This window comes from Bacillus sp. JNUCC-21, assembly GCF_041222765.1.
Lineage (GTDB): Bacteria > Bacillota > Bacilli > Bacillales > Bacillaceae > Bacillus > Bacillus velezensis.
The window spans coordinates 3,864,394-3,888,153 of the sequence record NZ_CP166019.1; the positions used below are offsets into that span (position 1 = coordinate 3,864,394).

Annotated in this window: 24 protein-coding genes; 8 read left to right on the forward strand and 16 right to left on the reverse strand. The window is 47.4% G+C overall.

Annotation, left to right across the window (positions count from 1 at the left end; all coding sequences use genetic code 11):
- Positions 1-245 precede the first annotated feature (245 nt).
- The 4 genes from JNUCC21_RS19655 (at position 246) to JNUCC21_RS19670 (ending at position 3,083) form a co-directional block, all read left to right on the forward strand.
- On the forward strand, positions 246-560 hold the full coding sequence (locus JNUCC21_RS19655; RefSeq protein ID WP_015418447.1) for a PadR family transcriptional regulator: 315 nt from the start codon (positions 246-248) through the stop codon (positions 558-560).
- A complete protein-coding gene (locus JNUCC21_RS19660; RefSeq protein WP_012118697.1) occupies positions 561-1,115 on the forward strand; it encodes an HAAS domain-containing protein in 555 nt (184 codons plus the stop codon). It begins immediately after the preceding gene.
- 97 nt (positions 1,116-1,212) lie between these two features.
- Positions 1,213-2,133, forward strand: a complete 921-nt coding sequence (locus JNUCC21_RS19665; protein ID WP_020957981.1) for an ATP-binding cassette domain-containing protein — start codon at positions 1,213-1,215, stop codon at positions 2,131-2,133.
- Positions 2,130-3,083, forward strand: coding sequence for an ABC transporter permease (locus JNUCC21_RS19670; RefSeq protein WP_012118698.1), 954 nt, complete (start codon positions 2,130-2,132; stop codon positions 3,081-3,083). Before JNUCC21_RS19665 ends, JNUCC21_RS19670 begins: the two co-directional genes overlap by 4 nt.
- Here the strand turns inward: JNUCC21_RS19670 and JNUCC21_RS19675 are convergent.
- The 6 genes from JNUCC21_RS19675 to JNUCC21_RS19700 all read right to left on the reverse strand — a co-directional run bounded on the left by JNUCC21_RS19675 (position 3,073) and on the right by JNUCC21_RS19700 (position 7,779).
- The gene (locus tag JNUCC21_RS19675) at positions 3,073-3,909 is read right to left on the reverse strand and encodes a hypothetical protein (RefSeq protein WP_072589679.1); all 837 of its coding nucleotides are present in this window, start codon (positions 3,907-3,909) and stop codon (positions 3,073-3,075) included. The genes JNUCC21_RS19670 and JNUCC21_RS19675 overlap by 11 nt on opposite strands.
- The gene (locus JNUCC21_RS19680) at positions 3,900-4,697 is read right to left on the reverse strand and encodes a hypothetical protein (protein ID WP_023357180.1); all 798 of its coding nucleotides are present in this window, start codon (positions 4,695-4,697) and stop codon (positions 3,900-3,902) included. Before JNUCC21_RS19680 ends, JNUCC21_RS19675 begins: the two co-directional genes overlap by 10 nt.
- Positions 4,666-5,589, reverse strand: a complete 924-nt coding sequence (locus JNUCC21_RS19685; RefSeq protein ID WP_072589680.1) for a hypothetical protein — start codon at positions 5,587-5,589, stop codon at positions 4,666-4,668. Before JNUCC21_RS19685 ends, JNUCC21_RS19680 begins: the two co-directional genes overlap by 32 nt.
- A 48-nt stretch (positions 5,590-5,637) precedes the next feature.
- Positions 5,638-5,817 carry a hypothetical protein gene (locus tag JNUCC21_RS19690; protein ID WP_003151018.1) on the reverse strand — a complete coding sequence of 60 codons (180 nt, stop codon included), beginning with the start codon at positions 5,815-5,817 and terminating at the stop codon, positions 5,638-5,640.
- Positions 5,818-5,969: 152 nt separating this feature from the next.
- Entirely contained in the window at positions 5,970-6,833 is an 864-nt protein-coding gene (locus JNUCC21_RS19695; RefSeq protein ID WP_007407665.1) for a biotin/lipoate A/B protein ligase family protein, read from the reverse strand.
- Between the two features lie 46 nt (positions 6,834-6,879).
- Positions 6,880-7,779: a LysR family transcriptional regulator gene (locus tag JNUCC21_RS19700; RefSeq protein ID WP_039253434.1), complete on the reverse strand. Its 900-nt coding sequence runs from the start codon at positions 7,777-7,779 to the stop codon at positions 6,880-6,882.
- 115 nt (positions 7,780-7,894) lie between these two features.
- On the opposite strand from JNUCC21_RS19700, the gene JNUCC21_RS19705 reads away from it, so the two are divergent.
- Positions 7,895-8,872 carry a YeiH family protein gene (locus JNUCC21_RS19705; RefSeq protein WP_072589681.1) on the forward strand — a complete coding sequence of 326 codons (978 nt, stop codon included), beginning with the start codon at positions 7,895-7,897 and terminating at the stop codon, positions 8,870-8,872.
- A 36-nt stretch (positions 8,873-8,908) separates the two neighbouring features.
- Here the strand turns inward: JNUCC21_RS19705 and pta are convergent, their stop codons facing one another.
- Positions 8,909-9,880: a phosphate acetyltransferase gene (gene pta, locus JNUCC21_RS19710; RefSeq protein ID WP_003151012.1), complete on the reverse strand. Its 972-nt coding sequence runs from the start codon at positions 9,878-9,880 to the stop codon at positions 8,909-8,911.
- A 261-nt stretch (positions 9,881-10,141) separates the two neighbouring features.
- On the opposite strand from pta, the gene hemQ reads away from it, so the two are divergent.
- Positions 10,142-10,906 (forward strand): hydrogen peroxide-dependent heme synthase, encoded by a 765-nt coding sequence (gene hemQ, locus JNUCC21_RS19715; RefSeq protein ID WP_003151011.1) that lies wholly within the window; start codon positions 10,142-10,144, stop codon positions 10,904-10,906.
- A gap of 119 nt (positions 10,907-11,025) precedes the next feature.
- Positions 11,026-11,805, forward strand: coding sequence for an SDR family oxidoreductase (locus JNUCC21_RS19720; protein WP_095352565.1), 780 nt, complete (start codon positions 11,026-11,028; stop codon positions 11,803-11,805).
- Positions 11,806-11,821: 16 nt separating this feature from the next.
- On the opposite strand, the gene JNUCC21_RS19725 is transcribed toward JNUCC21_RS19720, so the two are convergent.
- The 7 genes from JNUCC21_RS19725 to JNUCC21_RS19755 all read right to left on the reverse strand — a co-directional run bounded on the left by JNUCC21_RS19725 (position 11,822) and on the right by JNUCC21_RS19755 (position 19,120).
- Complete coding sequence (locus tag JNUCC21_RS19725) at positions 11,822-13,021, reverse strand: pyridoxal phosphate-dependent aminotransferase (protein WP_021494772.1); 1,200 nt, start codon at positions 13,019-13,021, stop codon at positions 11,822-11,824.
- Between the two features lie 12 nt (positions 13,022-13,033).
- Positions 13,034-14,215, reverse strand: a complete 1,182-nt coding sequence (locus JNUCC21_RS19730) for an MFS transporter (protein WP_007407671.1) — start codon at positions 14,213-14,215, stop codon at positions 13,034-13,036.
- On the reverse strand, positions 14,212-15,630 hold the full coding sequence (locus JNUCC21_RS19735; protein WP_007407672.1) for an acetyl-CoA carboxylase biotin carboxylase subunit family protein: 1,419 nt from the start codon (positions 15,628-15,630) through the stop codon (positions 14,212-14,214). Before JNUCC21_RS19735 ends, JNUCC21_RS19730 begins: the two co-directional genes overlap by 4 nt.
- A 17-nt stretch (positions 15,631-15,647) precedes the next feature.
- Positions 15,648-16,409, reverse strand: a complete 762-nt coding sequence (gene bacC / locus JNUCC21_RS19740) for a dihydroanticapsin 7-dehydrogenase (protein WP_132105637.1) — start codon at positions 16,407-16,409, stop codon at positions 15,648-15,650.
- On the reverse strand, positions 16,406-17,116 hold the full coding sequence (locus JNUCC21_RS19745) for a cupin domain-containing protein (RefSeq protein WP_069007045.1): 711 nt from the start codon (positions 17,114-17,116) through the stop codon (positions 16,406-16,408). The genes bacC and JNUCC21_RS19745 overlap by 4 nt, the downstream gene beginning before the upstream one ends.
- A complete protein-coding gene (locus tag JNUCC21_RS19750) occupies positions 17,106-17,720 on the reverse strand; it encodes a bacilysin biosynthesis protein BacA (protein ID WP_015418458.1) in 615 nt (204 codons plus the stop codon). Before JNUCC21_RS19750 ends, JNUCC21_RS19745 begins: the two co-directional genes overlap by 11 nt.
- A gap of 161 nt (positions 17,721-17,881) precedes the next feature.
- On the reverse strand, positions 17,882-19,120 hold the full coding sequence (locus JNUCC21_RS19755; RefSeq protein WP_257726752.1) for an MFS transporter: 1,239 nt from the start codon (positions 19,118-19,120) through the stop codon (positions 17,882-17,884).
- Between the two features lie 222 nt (positions 19,121-19,342).
- Here JNUCC21_RS19755 and JNUCC21_RS19760 point away from each other — a divergent pair, with 222 nt between their 5' ends.
- Positions 19,343-20,545: a multidrug effflux MFS transporter gene (locus JNUCC21_RS19760; RefSeq protein WP_369878421.1), complete on the forward strand. Its 1,203-nt coding sequence runs from the start codon at positions 19,343-19,345 to the stop codon at positions 20,543-20,545.
- Positions 20,546-20,577: 32 nt separating this feature from the next.
- On the opposite strand, the gene JNUCC21_RS19765 is transcribed toward JNUCC21_RS19760, so the two are convergent.
- Positions 20,578-21,996, reverse strand: coding sequence for an amino acid permease (locus JNUCC21_RS19765; RefSeq protein WP_012118711.1), 1,419 nt, complete (start codon positions 21,994-21,996; stop codon positions 20,578-20,580).
- Positions 21,997-22,020: 24 nt separating this feature from the next.
- Positions 22,021-23,703: a M20 family metallopeptidase gene (locus JNUCC21_RS19770; RefSeq protein WP_160242395.1), complete on the reverse strand. Its 1,683-nt coding sequence runs from the start codon at positions 23,701-23,703 to the stop codon at positions 22,021-22,023.
- Positions 23,704-23,760: the final 57 nt, after the last annotated feature.

A 23,760-nucleotide genomic window follows, 5' to 3' on the forward strand; every position in this document is an offset into this window, starting at 1 on the left:
CCTTGTCATGGAAAAAGGGGTTTTTGCCATTTGTCAATGACGAACATCCTGATCTATATTAATGTAAACATTGTTCAGGAGGCCTTCTTCCCGCAAGGGCTGCGCATCTCGGTCCCCGCCCGCACATAAGCATAAAGATTCAATTCCTCATCCCAAATGGTTCTTGGGAATTATTGATCGATTAGCTACTGTGCAATACACTGTATAGAGAATACAATTATTAGATATGATGGGAATGATAGTAAATGAGTAGCCAATTACGAAAAGGAGCGTTGGAACTTTGTGTGTTGTCCCTGCTTCTTTATGAAGATTTATATGGTTATGAATTAATCAAGATCATAAGTGAAACGTTCCCTGTATCGGAGGGTACCATCTACCCCATATTACGAAGACTCACAAAAAATAACTACCTAAAAACGTATACAGCAGCTTCCGATCAAGGCCCGTCACGCAAATATTACAAAGTAACAGAAGAAGGCGCCTTATATCATCACACATTAAAATCGGAATGGCTTGACCTGTCCGAAAAAGTGAACAGCATCATTAAGGAGGGAAAATGAATGTGTAAAGACCAATATTTAAAACATCTCCGGCGGGAAATAAAAGATCTGCCGGAACTTGAGCAAAAAGAGATACTCGCCGATATCGGCGAAATATTCCAAATGGGCGGCGCTGAAGGAAAAAGCGATGAACAAATCGCGGGCAATTTAGGAAACCCCAAAACACTTGCGCGCGCCTTAAAAGCGGATATTTTCATCAGCGATGCCGAGGAGCAGAAAACATGGCGCTCGTTTTTCAAAGCATTCGGCCTGATGCTGGGGATGGGCATGTTCAACTTCATGTTTATGCTGACACCGTTTCTTTTTGCCTCTGTTGCGGTGTTAAGTTTGATGGCGATCGGCCTGATGCTGATGACCGGATCATTCTTTCTCCTCGTAAAAGTGCCGATTGTAACAGCCATTTTTAACGGATGTATGGTTCTTGGAGCGGGTATGGCGGTGTTTATGGCCGGATTTGATCTTTCGAAACTGATATTCCGCATCTTTTTGCGCTATTTCAAATGGAATGTCAGCGTTGTAAGGAGGGAAACCATTGAATCGAAAAATGTGGTATAGCATTGCTCTCATTTTAATCGCTGCCGGCCTGATCGGAAGCATGTTCTTCGGTTTTGACGGCTTTTACCCTAAATCATAAGGAAGGTGTGCAAATATCATGACTGAACCAGCCCTGATATTAAAAGATGTCTCTAAAACAATCAATCATACCCCTATTGTACAGTCAATTTCTTTCGATGTGAGAAAAGGCGAGATCTTCGGCCTTTTAGGGCCGAACGGCTCAGGAAAAACCACTATTTTCAGAATGATCGTACAGCTTATTAAAAAAACAGAAGGAGCCATTTCATTCAGAGGCAGACCGGACAGCGACTTTGAATATTTTATGAGACATATCGGGGTTATCATTGAAGGCCCGGATATGTATCCGAATATGACCGCTTTGCAAAACCTAAAATATTTTACTAAACTGCGCAGCACCTCGCTGCGAACGGATGACCTTATGAATACCCTTGCAAAAGTCGGACTAGAGCAGGCTGCCCGCAAAAAGGTGAAACATTTCTCATTAGGCATGAAACAGCGCTTGGGGCTCGCTTATTCTCTTCTTCACAATCCCGGATTATTAATTCTGGATGAACCGATGAACGGCCTCGATCCTAAAGGAATGAAAGAATTGCGCACCATTCTTTCCGATTTAGCGAAGCAAGGGGTTTCCATTTTATTATCAAGCCATTTATTGTCGGAAATGGAGGAGATTTGCGATAGGGTTGCCTATATTAAAAAGGGACGGATTTTAGGAATTGAAGACATGAAGAACAGACATGACCTTGGTCAGAAAAAACTGTTTACCGTCACGGTCGATCATCCGGCAAGGGCGAAAGAAATATTAGAGCAGGACGGTATTCTTCAAGTACAGCAAAAAGACAGCCGCATCATTGAATTGGAAGCGGAAGAAGATACCATCCCGTATGTCATTAAATCTTTGGCAGAGAAAGAGATTCTGATTTCCCGCGTTTCTGCAAGAACTTTGTCATTGGAAGAGAAATACATGATGATTACAGATCAGGAGGACGCGGTATGAGCATATTTCATCTGGCGCAGAACGAATTCATAAAAATAACCCGAAAAAAAGGCACACTTTTATCTCTTTTTTTCCTGTTTCTCATCGTTTTGCTGGCCGGCCTTATTATGAATCATGAGTTAGATGCTTCCTCGGATAACAATTGGAAAGAACGGCTTCTCGCCGAAAAAAAACAGGAAGAAATTGATAAACCGGCTGAAACGACAGGCGTTTATTATTCTGCTGATGTTAAAAATAAAGACTATTATTTGGAGCATAACATCAACCCCTATGAATGGAACGGCTGGAGGTTTTTCGGCACGGTTACTTCAAACGGGCTTGAGATTTTCGTCAGCTTGACCGCGATTTTAACCGTCAGCGGGGTTGTTTCTAAAGAGTTTGCCCTTGGAACGATTAAGTTTATCGCTACAAGCCCGAACCGAAGATGGCGGATTTTAACATCGAAATTTCTGGCCTCCCTTCTGTTTACCGGTATGATTTACTTATTTTACTGTGTGAGCTGTTTGCTGATCGGCGGCGTGTTATTCGGTTTTTCCAATGCTTCATATCCGCTCGTCTATACTCATTTAAATGACAGTCTGTATACCATCAGTTCAATCAAAGCATCCGGAATCATTCTGCTTTTGCGTTTCATATCAATTATAAGCATTGTCACCATTGCGTTCACTTTGTCAGTATTGTGCAAAAGCCAGGCGCTCTCCCTTTGCTTATCGATTTTACTGCTGTTTGCCGGCAGTATATTGGGCGGAACTGATTTGCTTGCCCAATTTACGTGGTATAAATTTACGCTCTTTCCGCATTTAAATCTCGTTGCTTATGTAAATAAAAGCGCGGGTGATGCGATTTCAACGTTAAACATCCCCTATTCCATGACGGTTATAGCGATCTACTTTCTTATTTGTTTATTGATTTCTTTTTCCGTCTTTCAAAAGAGAGACATTACAGCATAGACAGAGAGGCGGCGGCATAATGAGCGGACGGCAGGAAATACTGCCGGTCCAGCAATTTGCCGCTGACCGCCCCTTGGTCCATCGCTAATGGATTCAAATAACCGAAGCTCCCGCTGCTTCGCTGCTGAAAGTGTAGAAATTCCCGCCCTTCCCGTATAAAAAGCGCCTCATCGAATTGGAGAAATTTCATAATGGCAGTGTATTTTGCAACGGCGTCAATGTGATACTTTCTGCACTCGGCTAACATTAAACCTGAAAAAGCAAAGTCTGATGTTTTGTACCATTCCGTGAGAAAAGGCTGCAATTCATTCATTTGCAAATAAGTGACGGCATAAAGGGCATCCGCCTGTTCTTGCTGGATGCTGCCCGGTGCCATGAGCAAATCGGCCTCACGTTTCATCCCGGTTTCTAAGAACACGATCAGTTCTTCCGGAGTCACCGCCCCAAAATAAGACCCTAACACCATGAGGATCATAGAGGAGGGCTCTGATTTCAGTTCCTCTTGTAAACCGCGGGCCATTTGTTCAAGTCCGTTATGAAAAAAGATGCTTTTTGCGGCATCTATCCTGCGGTACACATGATACGCATACGCGAACAGGACCGGATGGCATTCGTGTGTTTTTTCTCCGAAATAACGGTCTAGGAATAGAATAACTTCTTCTGTATCCTTTCTGCTTTCAAAATGATGACATGCCGCTAAACCGCAAAACAGGTGCATGAGATCATCTGCTTCCATTTCTTCCGGCTGCAGCTGAATGTTCTTCCAAAAACCCAGCAGCCATTCTTCTGTTTTTTTTATATTAAAATGTTCCTTGACTATCTGCATGTTCCACACTCCAGATTCAGAATCTCAATCGCCGGCAGAAGAGCCGGCGCACAATGAATGGATGGATTCTCGTTATTTATATGATGAAGAGCCGCTTGACAGCCATAAAAAAATGGATCGATACACGATTGGATAAATAACATATTGCACAGCTGTTTCATTTTTCGGCTGCCGAGACAAAACACAAGCCATTTTTGAATGGACACCTTCAAGCCGGGATGAAGCAGATGCTCTCCCTCATTCAAATGAAGAAGACAGTACTCGACAAACTCCAGCTCGTTTTCAGCTGTTCTTTTCCATGCGTCATGGAGCAAAGGCTGAAACATCGAATTCTTGTAAAAGCGCACTTTTTCATGGTCAGTTGACATTCCCAGCTCGCTCAGCAAACCGACGAATTCGGCGTATTTAAAATAAGGCCATTCTTTTTTTATAAGATAGCCGTTTTGCAATCCGTGACGTATGACCTGATCATCCGAATCTATTCCCTGCTTCTTTTTATAAGCTTTTGCCGTTAAATAGATATGAATCAACTCATTGACAATGGCCGTGTTACAGTGAAACAGATCTTCCCAGCATGACTTATCAACGAAAGCGGAGGCAATCCTTTCAGTATGTTCTTTTACAGCGGAAGAATGGCTCGTCTTCCTGTAGTACTTGCAGAAGCCGGCAAACAGCTGAATGCTCTTTTGATCCGGAAGCGATTGTTCAGCAAAAGATAATAAAAATTGATCTGTCTCTTCAGCTAATCTATTCAAGTTAATCGTTCCTTTCTGCTCTAAGACAGGCATGCGCGGCACCAGCGGCGACAAGTGTTGTATGATAGCAATGTTTGAACACATCTTCTCTTCGCTGTTCACCTGTCAAACCGGGTTTATGTTGATAGGTGATGCTCGGGACATTCCCCTCTTTCATTCGGCCCTGATAGATTTTATTCCAGGCTGCTTCATAGAGCGGTTTATGGTTGTCCTTATCCATGTTGATATGTAAAAAAGAGCTGCACATCAATAATTCACTGGTAATATCTAAATTCTCAAGACAGATATAGATCCCGAGAAATTTCAGGACCTTTTCTTTTAAGGACGGCAGATGATACTCTTTATCCGTAAGCGAAGAACATCCCATGTCTGTTATATAAAAAATCGTATGAGTGATGCTGTACGCATCATGATCCGTCATATATGTATTTGGGATATCCTGACCAGCTGCTGTGTAGTGATATAAGTCAGAAAAATCCGTTATTTCCGAGGTTACGCCTGCTCTTTGCAGACTGTACTTCAGATCCATTTTCCGAAAGGGAACTTTAGCAAGGCTGCAATCAAAACGCGCTGCCGTGAATTTTTCCAGCTCCCATATCACCGAAGCCCGTGACGGATGATCAGTCAAGGTAAGAAATTCACCCGCAATAGCCAATCCGGCGAGACCGTCCGGATCAAAATGAATAAATTCTTCAAGCTGATCCTTACGGAGCCTTTCTGTAATAAACTCCGTTAAAACAGCAACTTCCTTATCATCTGCCTGATTTCTGATCAGGTAATTGGTAAGAAAAATGAGTTCTATAAATGTTTTAAGGCGCCACCTGAAATCATTCGCTACTTTATGATTCATATCAAAATATTGGATATTTTTAACAATCCATGACAGTGCTCCCCGCTTAATTTCTGTTATATACTCTTGTGTCACACTCTCACCGCCTCGTCTCAGATGTGTAGGCTCCAAACAGTGATTATCCTACTTTTGAGCGGCTAAATCAGAGAAATTCAAATTCGGGTTTTGATTGTCTTCTTGGCTCGGCACTACAAGCACCCAGCCGCTCCAAGCGAAAGAATTGCCTGATTGTTCCGCATCTCCGGCTAACAAATGTGTCGGGATCGTGATTCTTTTTTCTTCTTTTATTTTTTTAAAGTTCATATCTCCATCTCCTTTAGTTTATAGAATTATTTGGAACCTACATAAATATATTAATCAAATAAGGTATATAATGTAAACTAGTTTTGATATAACGATTCTTTTTCACTATAACTAAATAGTATATAATTACCAAAAACAAAAAAAGCCCGGACTTAGTCCAAGCTTTCCTGCGTGCCGAACACCTTCTCATTCCGTTCCAGCATTCGGGTCAGATTTTTTTCAAATACCATTTCCTCTTCCGGCGATAATCCGGCTGCATACAGGCGTCCGCTGAGTTCCTTCAGTTCAGTCAAAAGCGCCAGCATTAAGTCTTGCACGGTAATGTCCGTTTGCAGCAATTCGCTTAATGAAGCCATCGTTTCGGGCCGGATATCGGGATATACGCCTTTTGTATCGTTGCTTTTGTCTTTTAAAGCGGCTTGATAGAAACGTCTGATCAGATCGGCGCGTTCGCTTCCGCTTTTATCGGCGCAGAGGTAAATCTGAACCGCGGTTCCGCCCCGCAGGCGTCTTTGTGAGATTCCCGCGAATTTTCGGCCGCCGATGCTGAGATCATAGCTGCCCGGACAGTACGATCCTTTAATTTCATATGCTTCAATTTCGGCATGGTGCGGACGCAGCATCCGCCGCACCAGCTCTGTCATCGCCTCGTAGCCTCTGTCGATGTCGATGCCTTTTTTCTCGTCTTCAAAAATAAGCGAGATATTCAATACGCCTTCGTCCAGTACGACGGCGAGGCCTCCGGAATTGCGGACAATGACACGGTAGCCTTCGTCCTCCAGCAATTTCACGCCGTCCTCTAAAAACGGCAGGCGCGTGTCCTGAATGCCGAGCACGATCGTCCGGTGGTGCACCCAAGAGCGTGCTGTCGCAGGCGATTCCCCTTTGCCTACGGAGGCGCACAGCGTATCATCCATTGCGAATGACTGCTTCGCATCAAAATAAGGGCCGAGGCTGGATTGGTCAATGATTCTCCAGCTCGGCTGCATCAGTAAATCAATCGGTTGCTTTCCCATCTATATTAAATCCCTTTCGTCATAGGCTTTCCATGCATTTATTATATCACTCCGCTTGTGATGATTGAAATTGGCTTTTCAAAAGAGCAATGAAGATTTCTTTGTTTTTTGTGTTCTCCATAATGGAAGATTGGATGATAGACAGTTTCCGTTTTAAGGAGAATCCTTTTATCTCAAGCACGGAAATGCTGCCGTGAAGCAGATCCTTTTGCAGCACGCTTTTTGACAGAACGGAAAGACCCATTCCGCTGATCACGGCTTCTTTGACGCCCTGGTTGCTGCTGATCGTCATCATGGATTTCGGCCGCAGTCCGTTTGATTGAAGGACGTGGTCTAAATATTCCCTCGTTCCCGAACCCTTCTCCCTCGTCACCCACGCTTGATTTTGCAATTCGGCAGCCGGGATGTTTTTTCTGTCGGCGAGCGGGTGTCCGTTCGGTGCGGCAATGCACAATTCATCCTCCATAAACGGCTGAATGTCGAGCTCGTTTTTCCCCGTATGCCCTTCAATTAATCCGATATCGGCTTGAAGCATCCGAACCGCTTCGCTGACCTCCTCCGTGTTTCCGATCATGACGTCCAGGTTCAGCTCGGGATACTCGTTATGAAGCTTTGCGAGAAGCGGCGGCAGAATATATTCGCCGATGGTAAAGCTCGCGGCGATTTTGAGCTTCCCTTTGACATAATGATGATGGGCGTAAATTTCGGATTTCGCCTGTTCGTACAAAAAGACCATCTGCTTGGCGCGCTGATAGAGAATGTCCCCCGTCGGTGTAGTCGTAAAGTGCTTCGGAGAGCGGTTCAGCAAGGCGGTTTGAAATTCTTTCTCCAGGTTTTTAATGTGAAGGCTGACGCTCGGCTGAGAAATCATCAGCTTCTGCGCCGCCTTTGTAAAGTTTTTTTCTTCCACGACGGCAATGAATGTTTTCAGTTCCCCATAATACAAAAAGCATCGCCCCTAATTATTATTTTTCCTAATCGTTTAGATCATATAAATATATTTTACTAATGATTAAGACCGCAGTAAAGTGGAGTTATCAAGATAATGGGAAGTGACTGAGATGAAGATGGTAAAAGGTGTTTCAGTTACCGCAGGAATTGCGTTTGCGGCTTTCTATGTCAGCCGCCTGCCGTTTTTTCATATGTTCGGAATGCTTGTCCTTGCAATGCTGATCGGCATGCTCTGGCGCGCCGTATTCGGACAGCGGGCGGCATTAGAGCCGGGGATCGCGTTCTCAAGCAAATACTTGCTGAAAGCAGGCATCATCCTGCTTGGCATGAGACTGAATCTGGCGGATATCTATCATGCGGGCTGGCACGTATTTGCAATTGCCGTCTGCTGTATGATGTTTGCGGGTGCCGTTGTATACGGACTGTCCCGGCTGTTCCGTATAGATCAGACACTCAGCACGCTGACAGCCTGCGGCACAGCGATCTGCGGGGCGGCTGCCATTGCCGCGATCGCGCCGCAGATCAGATCAAATGAAAATGCAGCCGCCATCAGCGCGGCCGCCGTTTCGTTATTAGGAACCGTTTTTACTGTTGTATATTCTCTTGCTTATCATGGATTGGGCTTTTCTCCTGCGGCTTACGGAGCCTTTTGCGGGGCAACGCTTCACGAGGTGGCGCATGCGGCGGCGGCCGGCAGCGCCGGAGGAAAAGCAGCCGTCGAGATGGCGGTGATCGTCAAACTGACCCGGGTCGCGCTGCTCGTCCCGGCCGCATTCATGCTCGGAATGCGGGCTCGCCGCAGCGGAAAGTCAAAGACGGCTTCTGCCGCTTCGCTCCCCATCCCTTGGTTTATCTTCGGATTTCTCGGAATGAGCGCCATCCATACATCAGGCGTTATTTCAGCCTCGTTTTCCGCGTTTCTTGTTCAAGTGTCTTATGTTTTAATCGGCATGGCGATGGCGGGTCTCGGTTTGAAAGTCCATATATCGGCGTTTCGTCATAACGGCTGGCGGGCGCTCGCAGCAGGCTTGATCGGTTCTCTCTGTTTGTCCCTGTTCGGCTGGGCCGCAGTGACGTTTTTTCTATAAAAAAAGCCGGCCCTCGTAAAGGTCGGCTTTTGCGGGTTACAGCGCTTGAGCAGCCGTAATTAACGCAAGATTGTAGACGTCTTCCGCATTACATCCTCTGGAAAGATCGTTTACAGGCATATTTAATCCTTGCAGAATCGGTCCGACCGCTTCAAAGCCGCCTAAGCGCTGAGCGATTTTGTAGCCGATGTTTCCTGCTTCAAGGCTTGGGAATACAAATACATTCGCGTCTCCTTTAATGTCGGAGTCCGGCGCTTTTTTCTCCGCGACAGACGGCACAAATGCAGCGTCGAATTGGAATTCGCCGTCAAGCGTAAGCTCAGGCGCTTTTTCCTTCGCAATTTTCACCGCTTCAGCCACTTTGTCCGTCTCGTCTGATTTCGCCGATCCTTTTGTAGAGAAGCTGAGCATGGCAACGCGCGGGTCAATGTCAAACATTTGAGCCGTATTGGCGCTTTCAATGGCGATTTCGGCAAGGTCCTGGCTGTCAGGAGCAATGTTGATCGCGCAATCAGCGAACACATACTGCTCGTCACCGCGGGCCATGATGAAGACGCCTGATGTTTTTTTCACGCCTTCTTTTGTTTTGATGATTTGCAGTGCAGGGCGCACCGTATCAGCAGTAGAATGCGCAGCTCCGCTGACAAGTCCGTCTGCGAGACCTTTGTACACAAGCATTGTGCCGAAATAGTTTTCGTCCAGCAAAGCTTTGCGGGCCTGTTCTTCCGTCGCTTTGCCTTTGCGGCGTTCTACGAAAGCCTGAACGAGTTCTTCCATGCCTTCATATGTATGCGGGTCAAAAATGTCCACGCCGTCAAGCGTAAGATTTAATTCTTTCGCTTTTGCTTGAATGTCTTCTTTATTGCCGACTACGATCGGCTTTAATACCTTGTTGCCCGCCAAGTTGTTGACCGCAACCAGGATACGTTCGTCCAACCCTTCAGGAAATACGATTTTCACATCTTTTCCTGCGACTTTTTCTTGTACTTTTGTAAATAAATCTGCCACGATATACCCTCCTCTATGTTGACAAAAAACGCTTACTTTTACAGCATACTCTTCTTCCAGCTAAATTCAAATAACCAACTTCTATTATAGCGCTTTCAAAAAGAAATCTTATTTTTCTAACTAATTTAATTGACCGTTTGTTCACGGCATAGTTTCTGACACAAGGCTTCGGATTATTCAAGGTTTCTCCACAGCCGAAACGGTTAAACTGTGATATAGTGAAGGCATCAATGTAATGAAAAGATATAGGAGTGAAGATACATGAGTGAGCAGCAAAAAACGAACGAAGCCGCCCAAACGCTTGACGGCTGGTACGCGCTTCACGATTTCCGCACAATGGACTGGACGTCATGGAAGATGTTATCCAGCGATGAGCGCCTGTCGATTATTCACGAATTTACGGGACTGCTTGAAAAATGGGGCGTCGCCCAAAAAGAAGGCAAAGGCTCGCAAACCATCTACAGCATCGTCGGACAGAAAGCTGATTTTATGCTGATGATTCTTCGCCCGACAATGGAAGAGCTGAACGAAATCGAGCTTGAATTTAACAAATCAAAGCTTGCTGAATTTACAATCCCGGCTTATTCTTACGTGTCCGTGGTTGAGCTGAGCAACTACCTCGCTAGCGGAGAAGGCGATCCGTATGAAAATCCGCATGTCCGCGCCCGCCTGTATCCTGAGCTGCCTGAAGCGAAATACGTCTGCTTCTATCCGATGGATAAAAGAAGAAGCGGCAATGACAACTGGTACATGCTTTCTATGGATGAACGCAGAAACCTGATGAGAAGCCACGGCTTGATCGGACGGAGCTATGCCGGCAAAGTCAAACAGATTATCACGGGATCTGTCGGTTTTGACGATTACGAATGGGGCGTCACGCTCTTCAGCGATGATGTGCTTCAGTTCAAAAAACTTGTTTACGAAATGCGCTTTGATGAAGTCAGCGCGCGCTACGGCGAATTCGGTTCATTTTTTGTCGGAAACCGCTTGTCTCTCGACACGCTTCCGAAGTTTTTGCACGTGTAACACCCACCCGCCTGTCCGGCGGGTTTTTCCTTTGTCAGAATTTAAATAAAATTTGCTATTTTTATCATTTTTTTTTACGATGTAAAGGAGATTCCATTTTGGTAAAGGGGTGCAGACAGTTGTCAAAACGAACCGCGTTTATTATGGGAGCCAGTCAGGGGATCGGCAAAGCGACCGCTCTGAAACTGGCGGACAATGGCTTTCATACCGTCATTAATTCACGAGTTCCCGAAAATATCGAATCGGTAAAAGAAGAGATCCTCGCCAAACATCCGGATGCGGGCGTCACCGTTCTGGCCGGGGATATGTCGGACCAGAAGACAAGAGCCGGCATTTTTGAAGAGATCAGATCACGATGCGGACGGCTTGATGTATTGATCAACAACATTCCGGGCGGCTCGCCGGATACCTTTGAAAACTGCGATATAGAGGATATGACAAATACCTTTACGAATAAAACGATCGCCTATATCGACTCTATGAAAACGGCCGCAGCAATCATGAAACAGCACGAATTCGGCAGAATCATTAATATCGTCGGAAACCTATGGAAAGAACCCGGCGCCAATATGTTTACCAACAGCATGATGAACGCCGCTTTAATTAATGCCAGCAAAAACATCGCCATTCAGCTTGCGCCTTTTCACATTACTGTCAACTGTCTGAATCCCGGGTTTATCGCCACAGACCGTTATCACCAATTCGTGAAGAATGTCATGAAGCAAAACGGCATTTCTAAAGCGGAAGCGGAAGAACGGATTGCATCAGGTGTCCCGATGAAGCGTGTCGGAACTGCGGAAGAAACCGCGGCGCTGGCTGCCTTTCTTGCCTCTGAAGAAGCCTCCTATATTACCGGACAGCAAGTATCAGCCGACGGCGGCAGCATGAAAAGCATATAATAAAAACATCCCGCTCTCAGCGGGATGTTTCTTGTAATGAAGGAAAGGACAAACCGAGCTTTTGAATCCGCAGCACGAATTCCCTTAAATCACCCTGTTTTGCCACCATTGATATTCTGACATAACGCTTTCCGCCGCTGCCGAAAATCTCGCCGGGCGTCACGACAACATGGGCATGCTCCAGCAGATAGTCCGAAAACTGGTGTGAAGACTCGAATTCATTCGGAATTTCAGCCCATACATAAAAAGTCCCTTTCGGTTTTTCAATGCTCCAGCCTAATTCCTTTTCACATAACGCCGTGAAAAAGTCAATCCGTTCTTTATATGTGCGCTTCAGACGCTCGGTATGCTCAGGATTTCCTGACAGCGCCGCCGCTGCCGCCTGCTGAAGACCGCCGAACATGCCGACGAAGACGTGATCCTGAAACTCATTGACCGCCTGAATGATTTTCTCATTCCCCACGGCAAATGCCATTCTCCAGCCTGCCATATTGAAGGTTTTCGAAAATGAATAAAGCTCCGCGCCGACCGTTTTCGCTTCTTTCGCCTGAAGAAAGCTGGCCGGGTTCTGATCAAATTCGAACGCGCCGTATGCAAAATCGTGAATAAGGTGGATGTCATGTTTTTTTGCAAACGCTGCCGCTTTTTCATAAAACGCCTGATCCGCAGTCGCGCCCGTCGGGTTATTCGGGTAATTCAAAAACATCAGCTTGGCTTTTTTCAGGACGGCGGGATCAATCCGCTCAAAATCCGGCAAATAGCCGTTTTCCGGATGAAGCGGCATCTCATGCAGCTCCGCTCTGGCCATTGTAATGCCCGATAAATACTCAGGGTAGCCGGGGTTCGGGACTAAGGCGATATCGCCGGGATTCAGCAGGCATTGCGTCAAAACGTACAAACCAGCTTTCCCTCCGCCGAACAGCGCGACTTCTGTCTCCGGATTGACCGATACCCCGTACTCTCTCTCATAAAATTCCGCGATGGCTTCTTTCAGAAACGGATAGCCTCTGAACGGGCCGTATCCGTGATACGAAGGATTCAGCGCAGCCTCCCGCAATGTTTCAACGATATGCGGCGGTGTGGGGAGATCGGGATTCCCCTGCCCGAGATTAATGATCTGGGCTCCCGTTTTCTCCATCTCTTTTACCTTTTGAAAAACGAGCGAAAATTCCTGTTTCGGAAGTGTCTTGATGACGTCGGACGGTATGATTTCCATCTGAAAGGCTCCTTATAAATGAATTTGCTCTGATTCGTTATTCCGTTCTGAAAAGGATTTATTGACCAGTTTTGTATGCAGAAACAGCCCGCTGACCAAAAGGACGATAAACGCCATGATGACTGCCGCGTCTACAATGTTGATCAGCATGGAACCGACGGCGATGCACAATCCGATGGAGGCCTCCGCCACCGAAAAAATCCGGCCCTGAATCTGGTTCGCCGCGTTCTCCTGAACTTTGACCTTCGCCAGCACCTCACCGTATTCCATTGCGATAAAGAAAAGAATGGCGGCAATGACTGACACGGCGAAAATCGGGGTAAACAAAAACAGCGCAAGCGAGACGATCGATAACACTGTAAAATACATCAGCCCTTTATTGTTGTTAAAGCCCCATTTGCTGACAAGAGCGGCACCGATAAAGCCGCCGAAGCCGATACAGAACGTCAGGATGAAATTGCCGATTTCCCCGTCGCCTAAAAAGCGGCTGACAATCGGGAAATAGCTGTAGACGACACCCCACAAAAGCGCCATCGTAATCATCGTGAACATGGCATTTAACACAAAAGCATTTGTTTTGATTTCCTTCAGGCCTTCTTTAAACGACTGAAAAGCTTCTCTCACGTTTTCTGACTGAATCGGCACGTATTGAAGCTTAATGCGGCTGATGAAAAACGCGGAGACAAGATAGGTCACCCCGTTAAAGGCGACGGCAAGCTCCACAGAACCGCCTAACAGAAAAAGTCCGCCGGCTGCAGCGCCGACAATAATCGAAATCGTCGTGGCTTTTGCAAACAAAGTGTTGATATTTTTAATATCCGCTTCTAAAGACGACATGACCGCGAGACGTGCCGGGTTAAAAAACACGCCGCTTCCGTAAGAAACAAACAGCAGCGCCAGAAAAAGCAGCGGATATTCGCCTTTCGGGAGAAATGTCAGCCCCAAAAAGATGACGCCTCTGATCACATCCGTCCACAGCATGATTTTCACCCTGTCGAGCCGGTCCACGAGCACGCCTAAAAACGGCTGAAACACCATCGGAATACTGCGGACCGCGATGACGCCGGACGTCACCCAGTAGTCGTGATAGTATGTAGACAAAATGAGCAGAGCCGGGAGAACGCAATAGTCTCCCATAAACGAAAGCGCCTGCCCGAAAAGCAAATACTTAGAGTTCGGTTTCAGCTGTTTCATACCGGTAACGCATACTTTGCAGTCAGCTTCGCCTGCTGCTGAATTTGTTTGATTGATTCGGCCACGTCACCCGAATTGCTTCCTTTCAGCTCGAACGCCGCAATGCTGTTGAACGCTTCGAACAGCCGCAGATCCACGGATGTACCCGCCTCGGCCGCCGAGAAAGAAACGATTTCGGTGTCTCCCTTTAAGACGCCGTCGGGAATGTCAATGCTTTCAATGACGAAATCGACAGCCGTCTCAGGCAGCTGGCCGTTTTCTTTGAAATGCTGAGGATACAAGTGGCAGTCGGCGACATAGCATGGCTCCTGCTCCAATAATCCTTTCGGCAGATCGGCTTCTTTTCCGAAACAGAGAACATCCAATAACAGCTGCGCCATATCGACGCCGAAGACCTTTTTAATATTCGGAATCATGTTCCAGCCCGCAAATCGTGCCGCTGATTCAATCAGTCCGGCTTCCCGGTTTTTCATTAATTTAATCTCTGTATGGGTTGCGCAGTTTTCGAGGCCGAGTCCTTCATTCGCCTTTTTGGCTGCTTCGACGATTTTCCGCTTCGCGTCATCATCCAGGATGGACGGCGTAATATGCGATGTCTCCGTGAATCCGATTTGCGGTGTTTTATCATGAATTGCGACAGGGAAGTATTCTCCGTCGGCCATGATGCCCTCTATGCTGATATAGTCGGAATAACCGCTTGTTTCGTACCAGTCGTCATACTCGCCCTGCAAAAATTCTTCCGCGATAAACGGCGCTTCAAACGTGACCGCTTTCGGTACGTTGATCGACTTCAGGTATTCATTGACTCTGTTAAATTCGGCTTCGGCCGTTTCCCTCTCTTTGATAAGCGTCACGCCGATGGAGCTCGCCAGATATGTAGGCTTCAGAATGAGCGGCGTTCCGATTTCCTGAAGCGCGGCGCGGAAATCTTCCAGCGTCGTCACCCGTTTGTTTTTGATAGACTTAACGCCGGCCCGGTTGAAAGCGGCTCTCATTTTGTTTTTATCTCTGGCATTTTCAGCGGCCTGTACGCCCGCTCCCCGCAGGCCGAGACGTTCACACGCTTTTGCCATCGGAGCGATAAACAGTTCATTGTTGGTCGTAATGGCGTCAACCGCGAACATGCCGGCCACCTTGACGATTTCTTCGACTACTTCTTCCTCAGGTTTGTCATGATCTTCATGAGCCCAGTAAATCGAATCGGGATGCTCAAAATCAGCCAGACTCTTAAAATAGTCTTTATCTTTTATGACCGCGACCGAGTATTTTTCAATTAATGCCGCATGAGAGGCTGTAATTGCAAAAGGTCTCGGAATAAAGCTGACGAGGTTGTATTTTTCGGCTGCGCTTTTGTAAAACATATGCGGCGGGCATCCCCCAAGGTCAGCGATAACCAATACTGTTTTTCTCTCCATATGTAAACACTCCTTCTCTATTGTGCGGTGTATCCACCGTCTGCGGTGATCGCGCTTCCGGTCATATAGCTTGATAAATCCGACGCGAGAAACAGCATGACGTTCGCTATTTCTTCAGGCTTGCCGAGTCTCAGCAGCGGATTGACTTTCGCTTTTTCTTTTTTGATTTCTTCAAGCGTGCCTTCGTTGTTTTCAAGGAACGACTTTTCATTCAAAGGTGTGTCAATGATTCCCGGGCACACGCAATTGACGCGGATGTTGTGTTTGGCGTAATCAACAGCCATCGAACGCGTCAGCTGCAATACGCCGCCTTTAGAGGCGTTATATGCGGGAATGTCGGGCCATGCAACGACTCCTCCGACGGAGCACGTGTTAATGATATTGCCCTTGCCGCTTTTGAGCATATACTTGAGCGCGTGCTTGCTCATAAGAAACATGCCCGTCAGATTGACGTTGAGCACCTTGTTCCAATCGCTCAGCTCCATCTCATGAATCGGGGCGACAATTTCGATGCCGGCGTTATTGATTAACACGTCCAACCCGCCGAACTTGTCCGCCGCTGACCGGATGGCGTTTTGACATGCCGGCTCATCTGTAATATCCGTCTGCACAAAATGCAGCCTGTCATTGTTTTCTTTCCTGATCATCGCTTCTCCCTGCGCCTCATCAATATCCGCGACGACCACATTCGCCTCTTGATTCAGAAACGCCTGAACCGCGGCATAACCGATGCCTGATGCGCCCCCTGTGATGAGGACGGTTTTATCCGTCAGGTTCATGACTCTTTCGCCTCTAATTTTTTCGCTTTTGCTCTGTTATAGCGCGGAGGGAAAAAGATATTGACTGATTTTGAATCTTTTTCAAATCTGTTGATGGCGCCGTGATCTTCTCTCGGATCGCAGAAATAAGCTGTGCCGAATGTCATATCCACTTTGCAGCCTTCAATGGTCATATCATAGCCGCCGCCGATGCAGATGCCGATCTGTTCATTGCGGTGTTTATGGAACGGCATTTCTCCCCCGTTGCCCGGAATGTTGGCAAGCATGATTTCCACCCAGTCTTCCACGAAGAACGTGACTTCCATACCGGGCAATAAGTCTCTCGTTTTAAAAATATTCAAAAAATAATCTTCAGGGCTTGTGTAGGTTTCACCGGCTTTCAGGCGTTTAATATCAATGGCGATCACTTCTTGATCCGTCTCATTTCTTGCGCCGTGAGGCACATTAGGAGGCGCGATATAGGCTGATTCCAGCGCTGTCATCTTTCTTGTGACATCTCCGACAGTCATCGACAGCTCGCCGGAAACGACAAGGCCGATTTGGACTTCCTTATGCTGATGCAGTTCCACGTTTGTATGCGGCGGAACGTAAGAAAGCAGAACTTCCGTATCTCCTCTGACGGACGAATATTGTCTTACTCCGTTATCCCATTCTATTAATTTAGGCGTCGGGAAATAAAGTTCCTGCAAATCTTGTTCAGTTTTCATCATGAATCTCTCCTTTTCCGAATAATGACCAGCTCATGGGAATGCTTTTAAATGTTTTGACAAAGTGAAGGCCGTACTTTTGTCTGGCCAGCTCATTTGTCAGCGCGATGTCGGACAAACCGTCCTTCACTCTTTTCGCGGCTGCGCTCGTTGAGTTCACCAGATCAAACGTGACATCTTTACGGGTAAAATACTTAATCAAATTGATAGGAGACGGGTGGGATACGATGACAGTCTGATCAAGCATGTCATCCGTATATTCAAAACCGGGCCGGACAGCCAGGCCGTACATCGGGGTGTCGCACCTGAAAATTTGCAGAAGCTGCAGATCCGGTCTCATGTAGAAGTGCTTAATGCCGTCATACGCGTGAGGCACAATTGTGTATTCCAGCGGACTTTGAAGCGTTTTTTCAATGCACGATTCAAATGTATCATGCAGTGATAATTTGCTGTTCACCCCTTGGAGAAGGGTGAAATTGGTGATGAAGTTTTTTGCTGCGTACTCACTGCTTGTCCCTTCAGGACCGAGCGTGTTGATCGTAATCAGTTTAGATATTGAATAAGCCTTGCTTTTCGTTTGAATGCTATTATCCAATATAATCATGAGCACCAACCAATCTGTTAAATTTTAAGTAAATATTATCCATAGATGTTCAAGCTGTCAATATTATTTGAAAATATTGATAATTATTCCTATATATTAGAAAACACCCTATGACATAGGGTGTTAAAAATTAACATTTACAAAATTATAGAAACTTTATTTTACCGATACAATGTTTGGTCGGCCTGATGCTCATATTTCCCATACCTTCTGTATGCGAAAACGCTGAGGACAAAGCCGATGAGGGTGACGGCCGCACAAATAAATCCGACAGCTGCATATCCGTATCCGACATAGACCGGACCCATGACAGCAGAACCCAAGGTGACGGCCAAATTGGACGCCAGACTGTAAAATGCCATGATTTTGCCCCGGCGGCTCTGTGAGCAATCACTTAAAATGGTGCTGAGCAAGGTCACCGTCAGGCTTTGCATCAATCCCCAGACGAATAACCCGATGACCAAAAACGGCATTGATGACGGCGCATAGGCGAGACAGGAAAGCCATATGCTGATCACGGCCAATGCCGCGATCAAAGAGCGCATTTTCCCCGCCTTATCTGCGATTTTTCCGGTGAACACGCTCATGGAAAAACCGATTCCGTACACCATGATCAGCAGCCCTGAAGCTGTATTTCCCCCCGGCAGCACGCGGTGAAGATATGTGCCGAGAAAGGAATACATGCCGTAAAAACCGATCATGTTGCAAAAAGTGATCGTAAGGTATACAGGGACACGGGGCACCTTCAGCGCATCCCGGAAAGTGCCTGCCTGCCGTCCGTTTTCCTCTTCTGTTTTATCCCCATCCGCCGTGCTGCGGCGCGCCTCAATGAAAATGAGCGAAGCAACGAGGACAGACATGAGGGCGAAAATCCAAAACGTCCACCGCCAATTCAAAACACCGCCGATAAAAGAGCCGATCGGAACACCGAAAATCAAAGCGAGCGACCAGCTTGACACGATCAGACCCATCACCTTGCCGCGGTACGCATAAGGCACACGGTCGCCGACCACCGCATATGCTGTCGGCACAAACGCACCCGCCGCGAGCCCGGAAAGCGCCCTGCCCAGAAAGAAGAAAAAGAGATTGTGCGCCAGCGCGCAGATCACCGTGCCGGCCGTAAATATAAGCAGCCCCGCCAGCAGGCTGAGTTCCCGGGAATATTTATCTCCCAGCGGAACGAGAAGCGGCGCGCCGATAAAAATCATCAATCCGTAAATACTGATGGAAAGCGCCAGCACACTGACATCCGAGCTGAAAGCCTGCGCTAAATCCGGAAGCAGCGGAGAAATCACCAGCTCTTCAGAACCGGCGGCAAATACGCCTAATGTCAAAGCAAGCGCGAGACAGATCGGAAATCGGCGTTTCGTTTCGATGTGATCGGTTTGTTTGCTGTTCATGCTCTTTGAACACCTCTTCCGTAAAACTTTTCTACCTTTTGTTATTTTATAGTTTAGCATCCTTATGTTTCATTTTACATTTCACATGAAAACTAATTCTGTTTTTTTATTTACATTCAGATTTTAAATAAAATATTTAGTTTGTATTCAATAAATGATATAAAATACGCCGTCCGGTTATGCTATAGTGATAGAATCATTTGTTAAGGTGGGGGTCATGGAATGAATAACACTGATTCAAAGGCCGCCCGCGCAGGCCTCGGCATGGTACTGATTCTCGGGACGCTCGCTTCATTCGGGCCGCTTTCGCTCGATATGTATCTGCCCGCTTTGCCTGAAGTGGCGGCCGATCTTCATACGACAGCGTCACTTGCGCAGCTGAGCCTGACGTTTTGTCTTTTGGGGCTGGCGGTCGGGCAGATCGTTGTCGGGCCGCTCAGTGATATGATCGGGCGCCGGAAGCCGCTCATTCTGTCATTGCTGCTTTATGCGCTGTCTTCTTTATTATGCGCCTTCAGCCCTTCTGTTTCGTTTTTAATTGTCATGAGGTTTATTCAAGGATTCACCGGGGCGGCCGGAATCGTCATCGCACGGGCGGCCGCACGCGATATGTATTCCGGAAAAGAATTAACGGCTTTTTTCTCATTACTGATGCTCGTCAATGGGGCGGCGCCGATTTTAGCGCCGATTACAGGGGGATTTATCCTTCAGTTCACCGGCTGGAAAATCGTATTTGTCGTGCTGGCGGTGATCGGCTGTATCATTTCTGCCGCCGTGCTTACGGCGTTGCCTGAATCACTCCCGCCGGAAAAGCGGACAAGCGGCGGACTCCGGGAGACGCTGATGACGTTTCGCGGCCTGCTTGGCGACCGGATGTTTATGGGATTTGCGCTCAGCCAGGCATTTGTGATGACCGGCATGTTCGCATATATTGCCGGGTCGCCGTTTGTACTGCAAAACATCTACGGCGTATCGGCGCAAATGTTCAGCCTGCTGTTCGCCGTAAACGGTGCGGGAATCATATGCGCCACCCAAATCACCGGACGGATGGCCAAAACACATGATGAACGGAAGCTGTTTGTCTCCGGGCTGTTGATCGCCGTCATCGGAAGCATCGCTTTGCTTTTATCACTTGCGTTTGGTTTAGGCCTGACGGCGGTCTGCATTTCATTATTCATCATTGTTTCTTCTGTCGGGATCGTCACGACGACGGGATTTTCTCTGGCTATGCAGAAACAGGAGAAAGGCGCGGGAAGCGCTGCGGCTCTTCTCGGACTCCTGCCCTTTATCGGCGGTGCGGCTGCCGCTCCCCTGGTCGGTATTGCCGGAGAAGAAAATGCCTGGCCGATGGCCGTCAGCATTTTCGGTTTTCAGTTCTGTGCCGTTCTATCCTATGTGCTGTCGGCAAAACGGAAAACAAAGTAAAGCCCGCCGCTTTTTGCGGAGGGCTTTTTTTCTTATCCGGCAGCGCCTTTTTCCGAAGAAGCCGGCTCACGCTTCAGGCGTTTTTTGATACCGAAGTGATAATACGCGTAACAAATGATCATCAGCGGGACGCCGCAGTACAGACCGATACGCTGGTCGGGGATAAAGATGAGACTGATTAAGATAAGACCGTAAACCGAAAATCCGAGAATCGGCACGATCGGATAAAGAGGCGTTTTAAATGCCAGGTCTTTCAGATTTCCTCCTTCAGCGAGAAAGCGTCTTCGGAAAACGAATTGTGAAGCGCAGATTGACATCCACGCGACGACGGTAATCATACCGGAGATGGAAATGAGCCACACATACACCGTTTCAGCCGCGAATACACTTGTCAGCAGGGATAAACCGGAGATAGCGATGGTGATGGAAAGAGCTTTCAGAGGCACGCCTTTTTTCGTCAGTTTCGTTAAGGAAGCGGGGCCCATCTTAGTTTTTGATAGGGACCACATCATTCTGGACGAAGCGTACAGCCCGGAATTCGCCACCGACAGCATGGCGGTCAGAATGACAAAGTTCATGATATCAGCCGCATAGGGAACGCCGATTTTATCCAGCACAGCCACAAACGGGCTTTCGATGACGCCTGCCGTTTGGTACGGCAAAATGGACACGAGAACAAACATCGCCAGCACGAAGAAAAACAGCGTCCGCCATATGACGTTTCGGATTGAGCGGGGAAGCGTCTTTTCCGGATTTTCGCTTTCTCCCGAGGCGATTCCGACCAGCTCGGTGCCCTGGAATGAAAAATTCACCATGACAAGGGTAAACAGCACGGCTTGGGCACCGTTCGGGAAAAGCCCTTTGTCCGTCGTAAAGTTTGACAGATACGGAGCCGTCTGCCCGCCGTTAAAACCGACAAAGCCGAATACCGCAGCGCAGCCGAGAATAATAAACAATACAATGGCCATGACCTTAATGCTGGAAAACCAAAATTCCATTTCCGCAAAACTCCGCGCAGACAGCGCGTTAATGGAAAAAATGACGACGCCGAATACAAGGCACCACACCCAAATCGGAACGGCCGGAAACCACCGCTGCATTAAAATCCCCGCCGACGTCAGTTCAAGCCCCACTGTATTGGCCCAGCTGAATGCGTACATCCATCCGATCGTAAAACCCGTCGACGGCCCGAGAAACTTTGCGGCATACGCTTGAAATGATCCTGCGACCGGCATGGCGACCGCGAGCTCCCCCAAACAAAGCATCACCAGATACATTAAAAATCCGCCGATCACATAAGCCAATATCGCGCCGATCGGTCCCGCTTCACTGATCGTAAAACCGGAGCCCAGAAAAAGCCCCGTCCCGATCACGCCGCCGAGGGCGATCATAAACAAATGCCGGCCCTTCATCGTGCGCTGCAATTCAGTTTGATTGGTATCTCCCTGCATATACATCCTCCTTATTCCGTTATGTCAGCCATTTGTGCGTATGTCTAATCGGTAGCTGTGCAAAAGGTGCATTGTCGTCTGCTGAATGAGCTCCGGCAGCACATGGAATGTGTACGGCTTGTACACGCGTTCCGTCCATTTATGGCCGTCCTTTCCGTATACCCCTATATTGACCGACGGAATATTCAATTCCCTGATTTCTTTAAAAGGAATCGTCCCGATGACATCCCAGCCCGGAAAATTATCGGTAAAGGCGGAGACCTCCTCGTCTGTTTCATGCAGCGATAAAAAGCTTCCGTCCGCTAAATAAGGGAAAAACTTTTTAAAGACGAATGTTTCTCCGGTTGATGCCGCTGTTTTATCGACCGCTTCTTGAATGACATGCTGCAAAAGCCGGTCCCGTGAGCTCTCTTCTTTCAGATAATTGTGCGGAAGGTAAGGCGGCGCATAGAAAATAATGACCTTGGCTCCCTGCTCAGGATCGAGTTTTTGCAGTTCCTCGACGGCTTTAAAGCATCTCATCCGCAGTTCAAGATGTTCATATGTTTTAAATGCCTGCTCGATACACTGTGCAGGGTCTATCCCGCGGCTTCTAAGCCTTTTCAGGTAATCTTCCAGACTGTACACTTGAACGTTCCATGACATCTCTTTTTTCGGCAGGCTCGTTCTCTCACAGTATTCGTCGTAATAATCAGATAATTTTCGTTCTGTCTCTTTGCAGGCTTCGTCAGCCACGGCGGTCAGCTGATCCATGACTTCTTTGGCGGTTTTCTCGTAAATAAAATAATTAAAATAGACATAGCTGCTGACGGCGGTCTGCACGTTATACGCTTCCTTGTTGTCACGCTGGTACAGGCAGGTCGGCGGAAGCACAAGCTCCCCTTCAATGTTTTCCGCCATATGAATATTGTTGTGAATTCTTCTGGTGATTTCTGATGCGATCAAATTCGGATCGATGCCGGACAGCGTATCACCGACATGCACCTCCCGCCCGTAAATCGCAAAGCAAGGCAAAAGCTTCCCTGCCGCGCCCGTGTAGATGTACCTTGTCGTGTCACCCTCATACAGCGGGGTGATAAAATCGTTATTAATCGCTGCTAAATAACGAAGCTGCTTTTCTTGTTTCAGCCGTTTTAATTCAGAAATGCTGGTTAAAATGCCGGAATGCTGGCTTTCTTCATCGGGGTTTGCCATGAACAGAATATGGCCCGGCAGCTGATCGCGCCGTTCAGAAAAGTGAAGCAGATTGGCGAGATGAACGGCAATACCGCTCTGCATATCAACCGAACCCCTTCCGAACATCCACTCGCCTGAGCGGGCGTCCCGCTGCACATCCCGATCAAATTCATAGTTTGAGAAATACTCCGCGAGACGGTCGGAATCAAAAGCGATATCTTTTAAAGGGCCGAAATCCTCGATGCCGACCGTATCAAGATGAGCGTGATAAATGACCGTATTCAGGCTTTCGCCGTTTCCCTCAATAAATGCGAAAATATTTTTGCGGCCGTAAGGGTCCTCAGGAATCGCCTGCTCCCACACATGTGACGGATTCTCCTGAAAGTAGGGAAAGCTCTTGATCATATCTTTGATATAGTCGGCTTTTTTTCCTTCTCCCAATGTGCCGTTGATGCTGTTTAACGCCACCAGTGATTTCGTAATGGCTTCTATTTTCTCCTCCGGAAGCATTTTGCTGAGCTGCTGATACATGTTCCATCCTCCTTACCTTCATATAGAGAAAATAGCGCGACTCTCTTTTTCATCGCG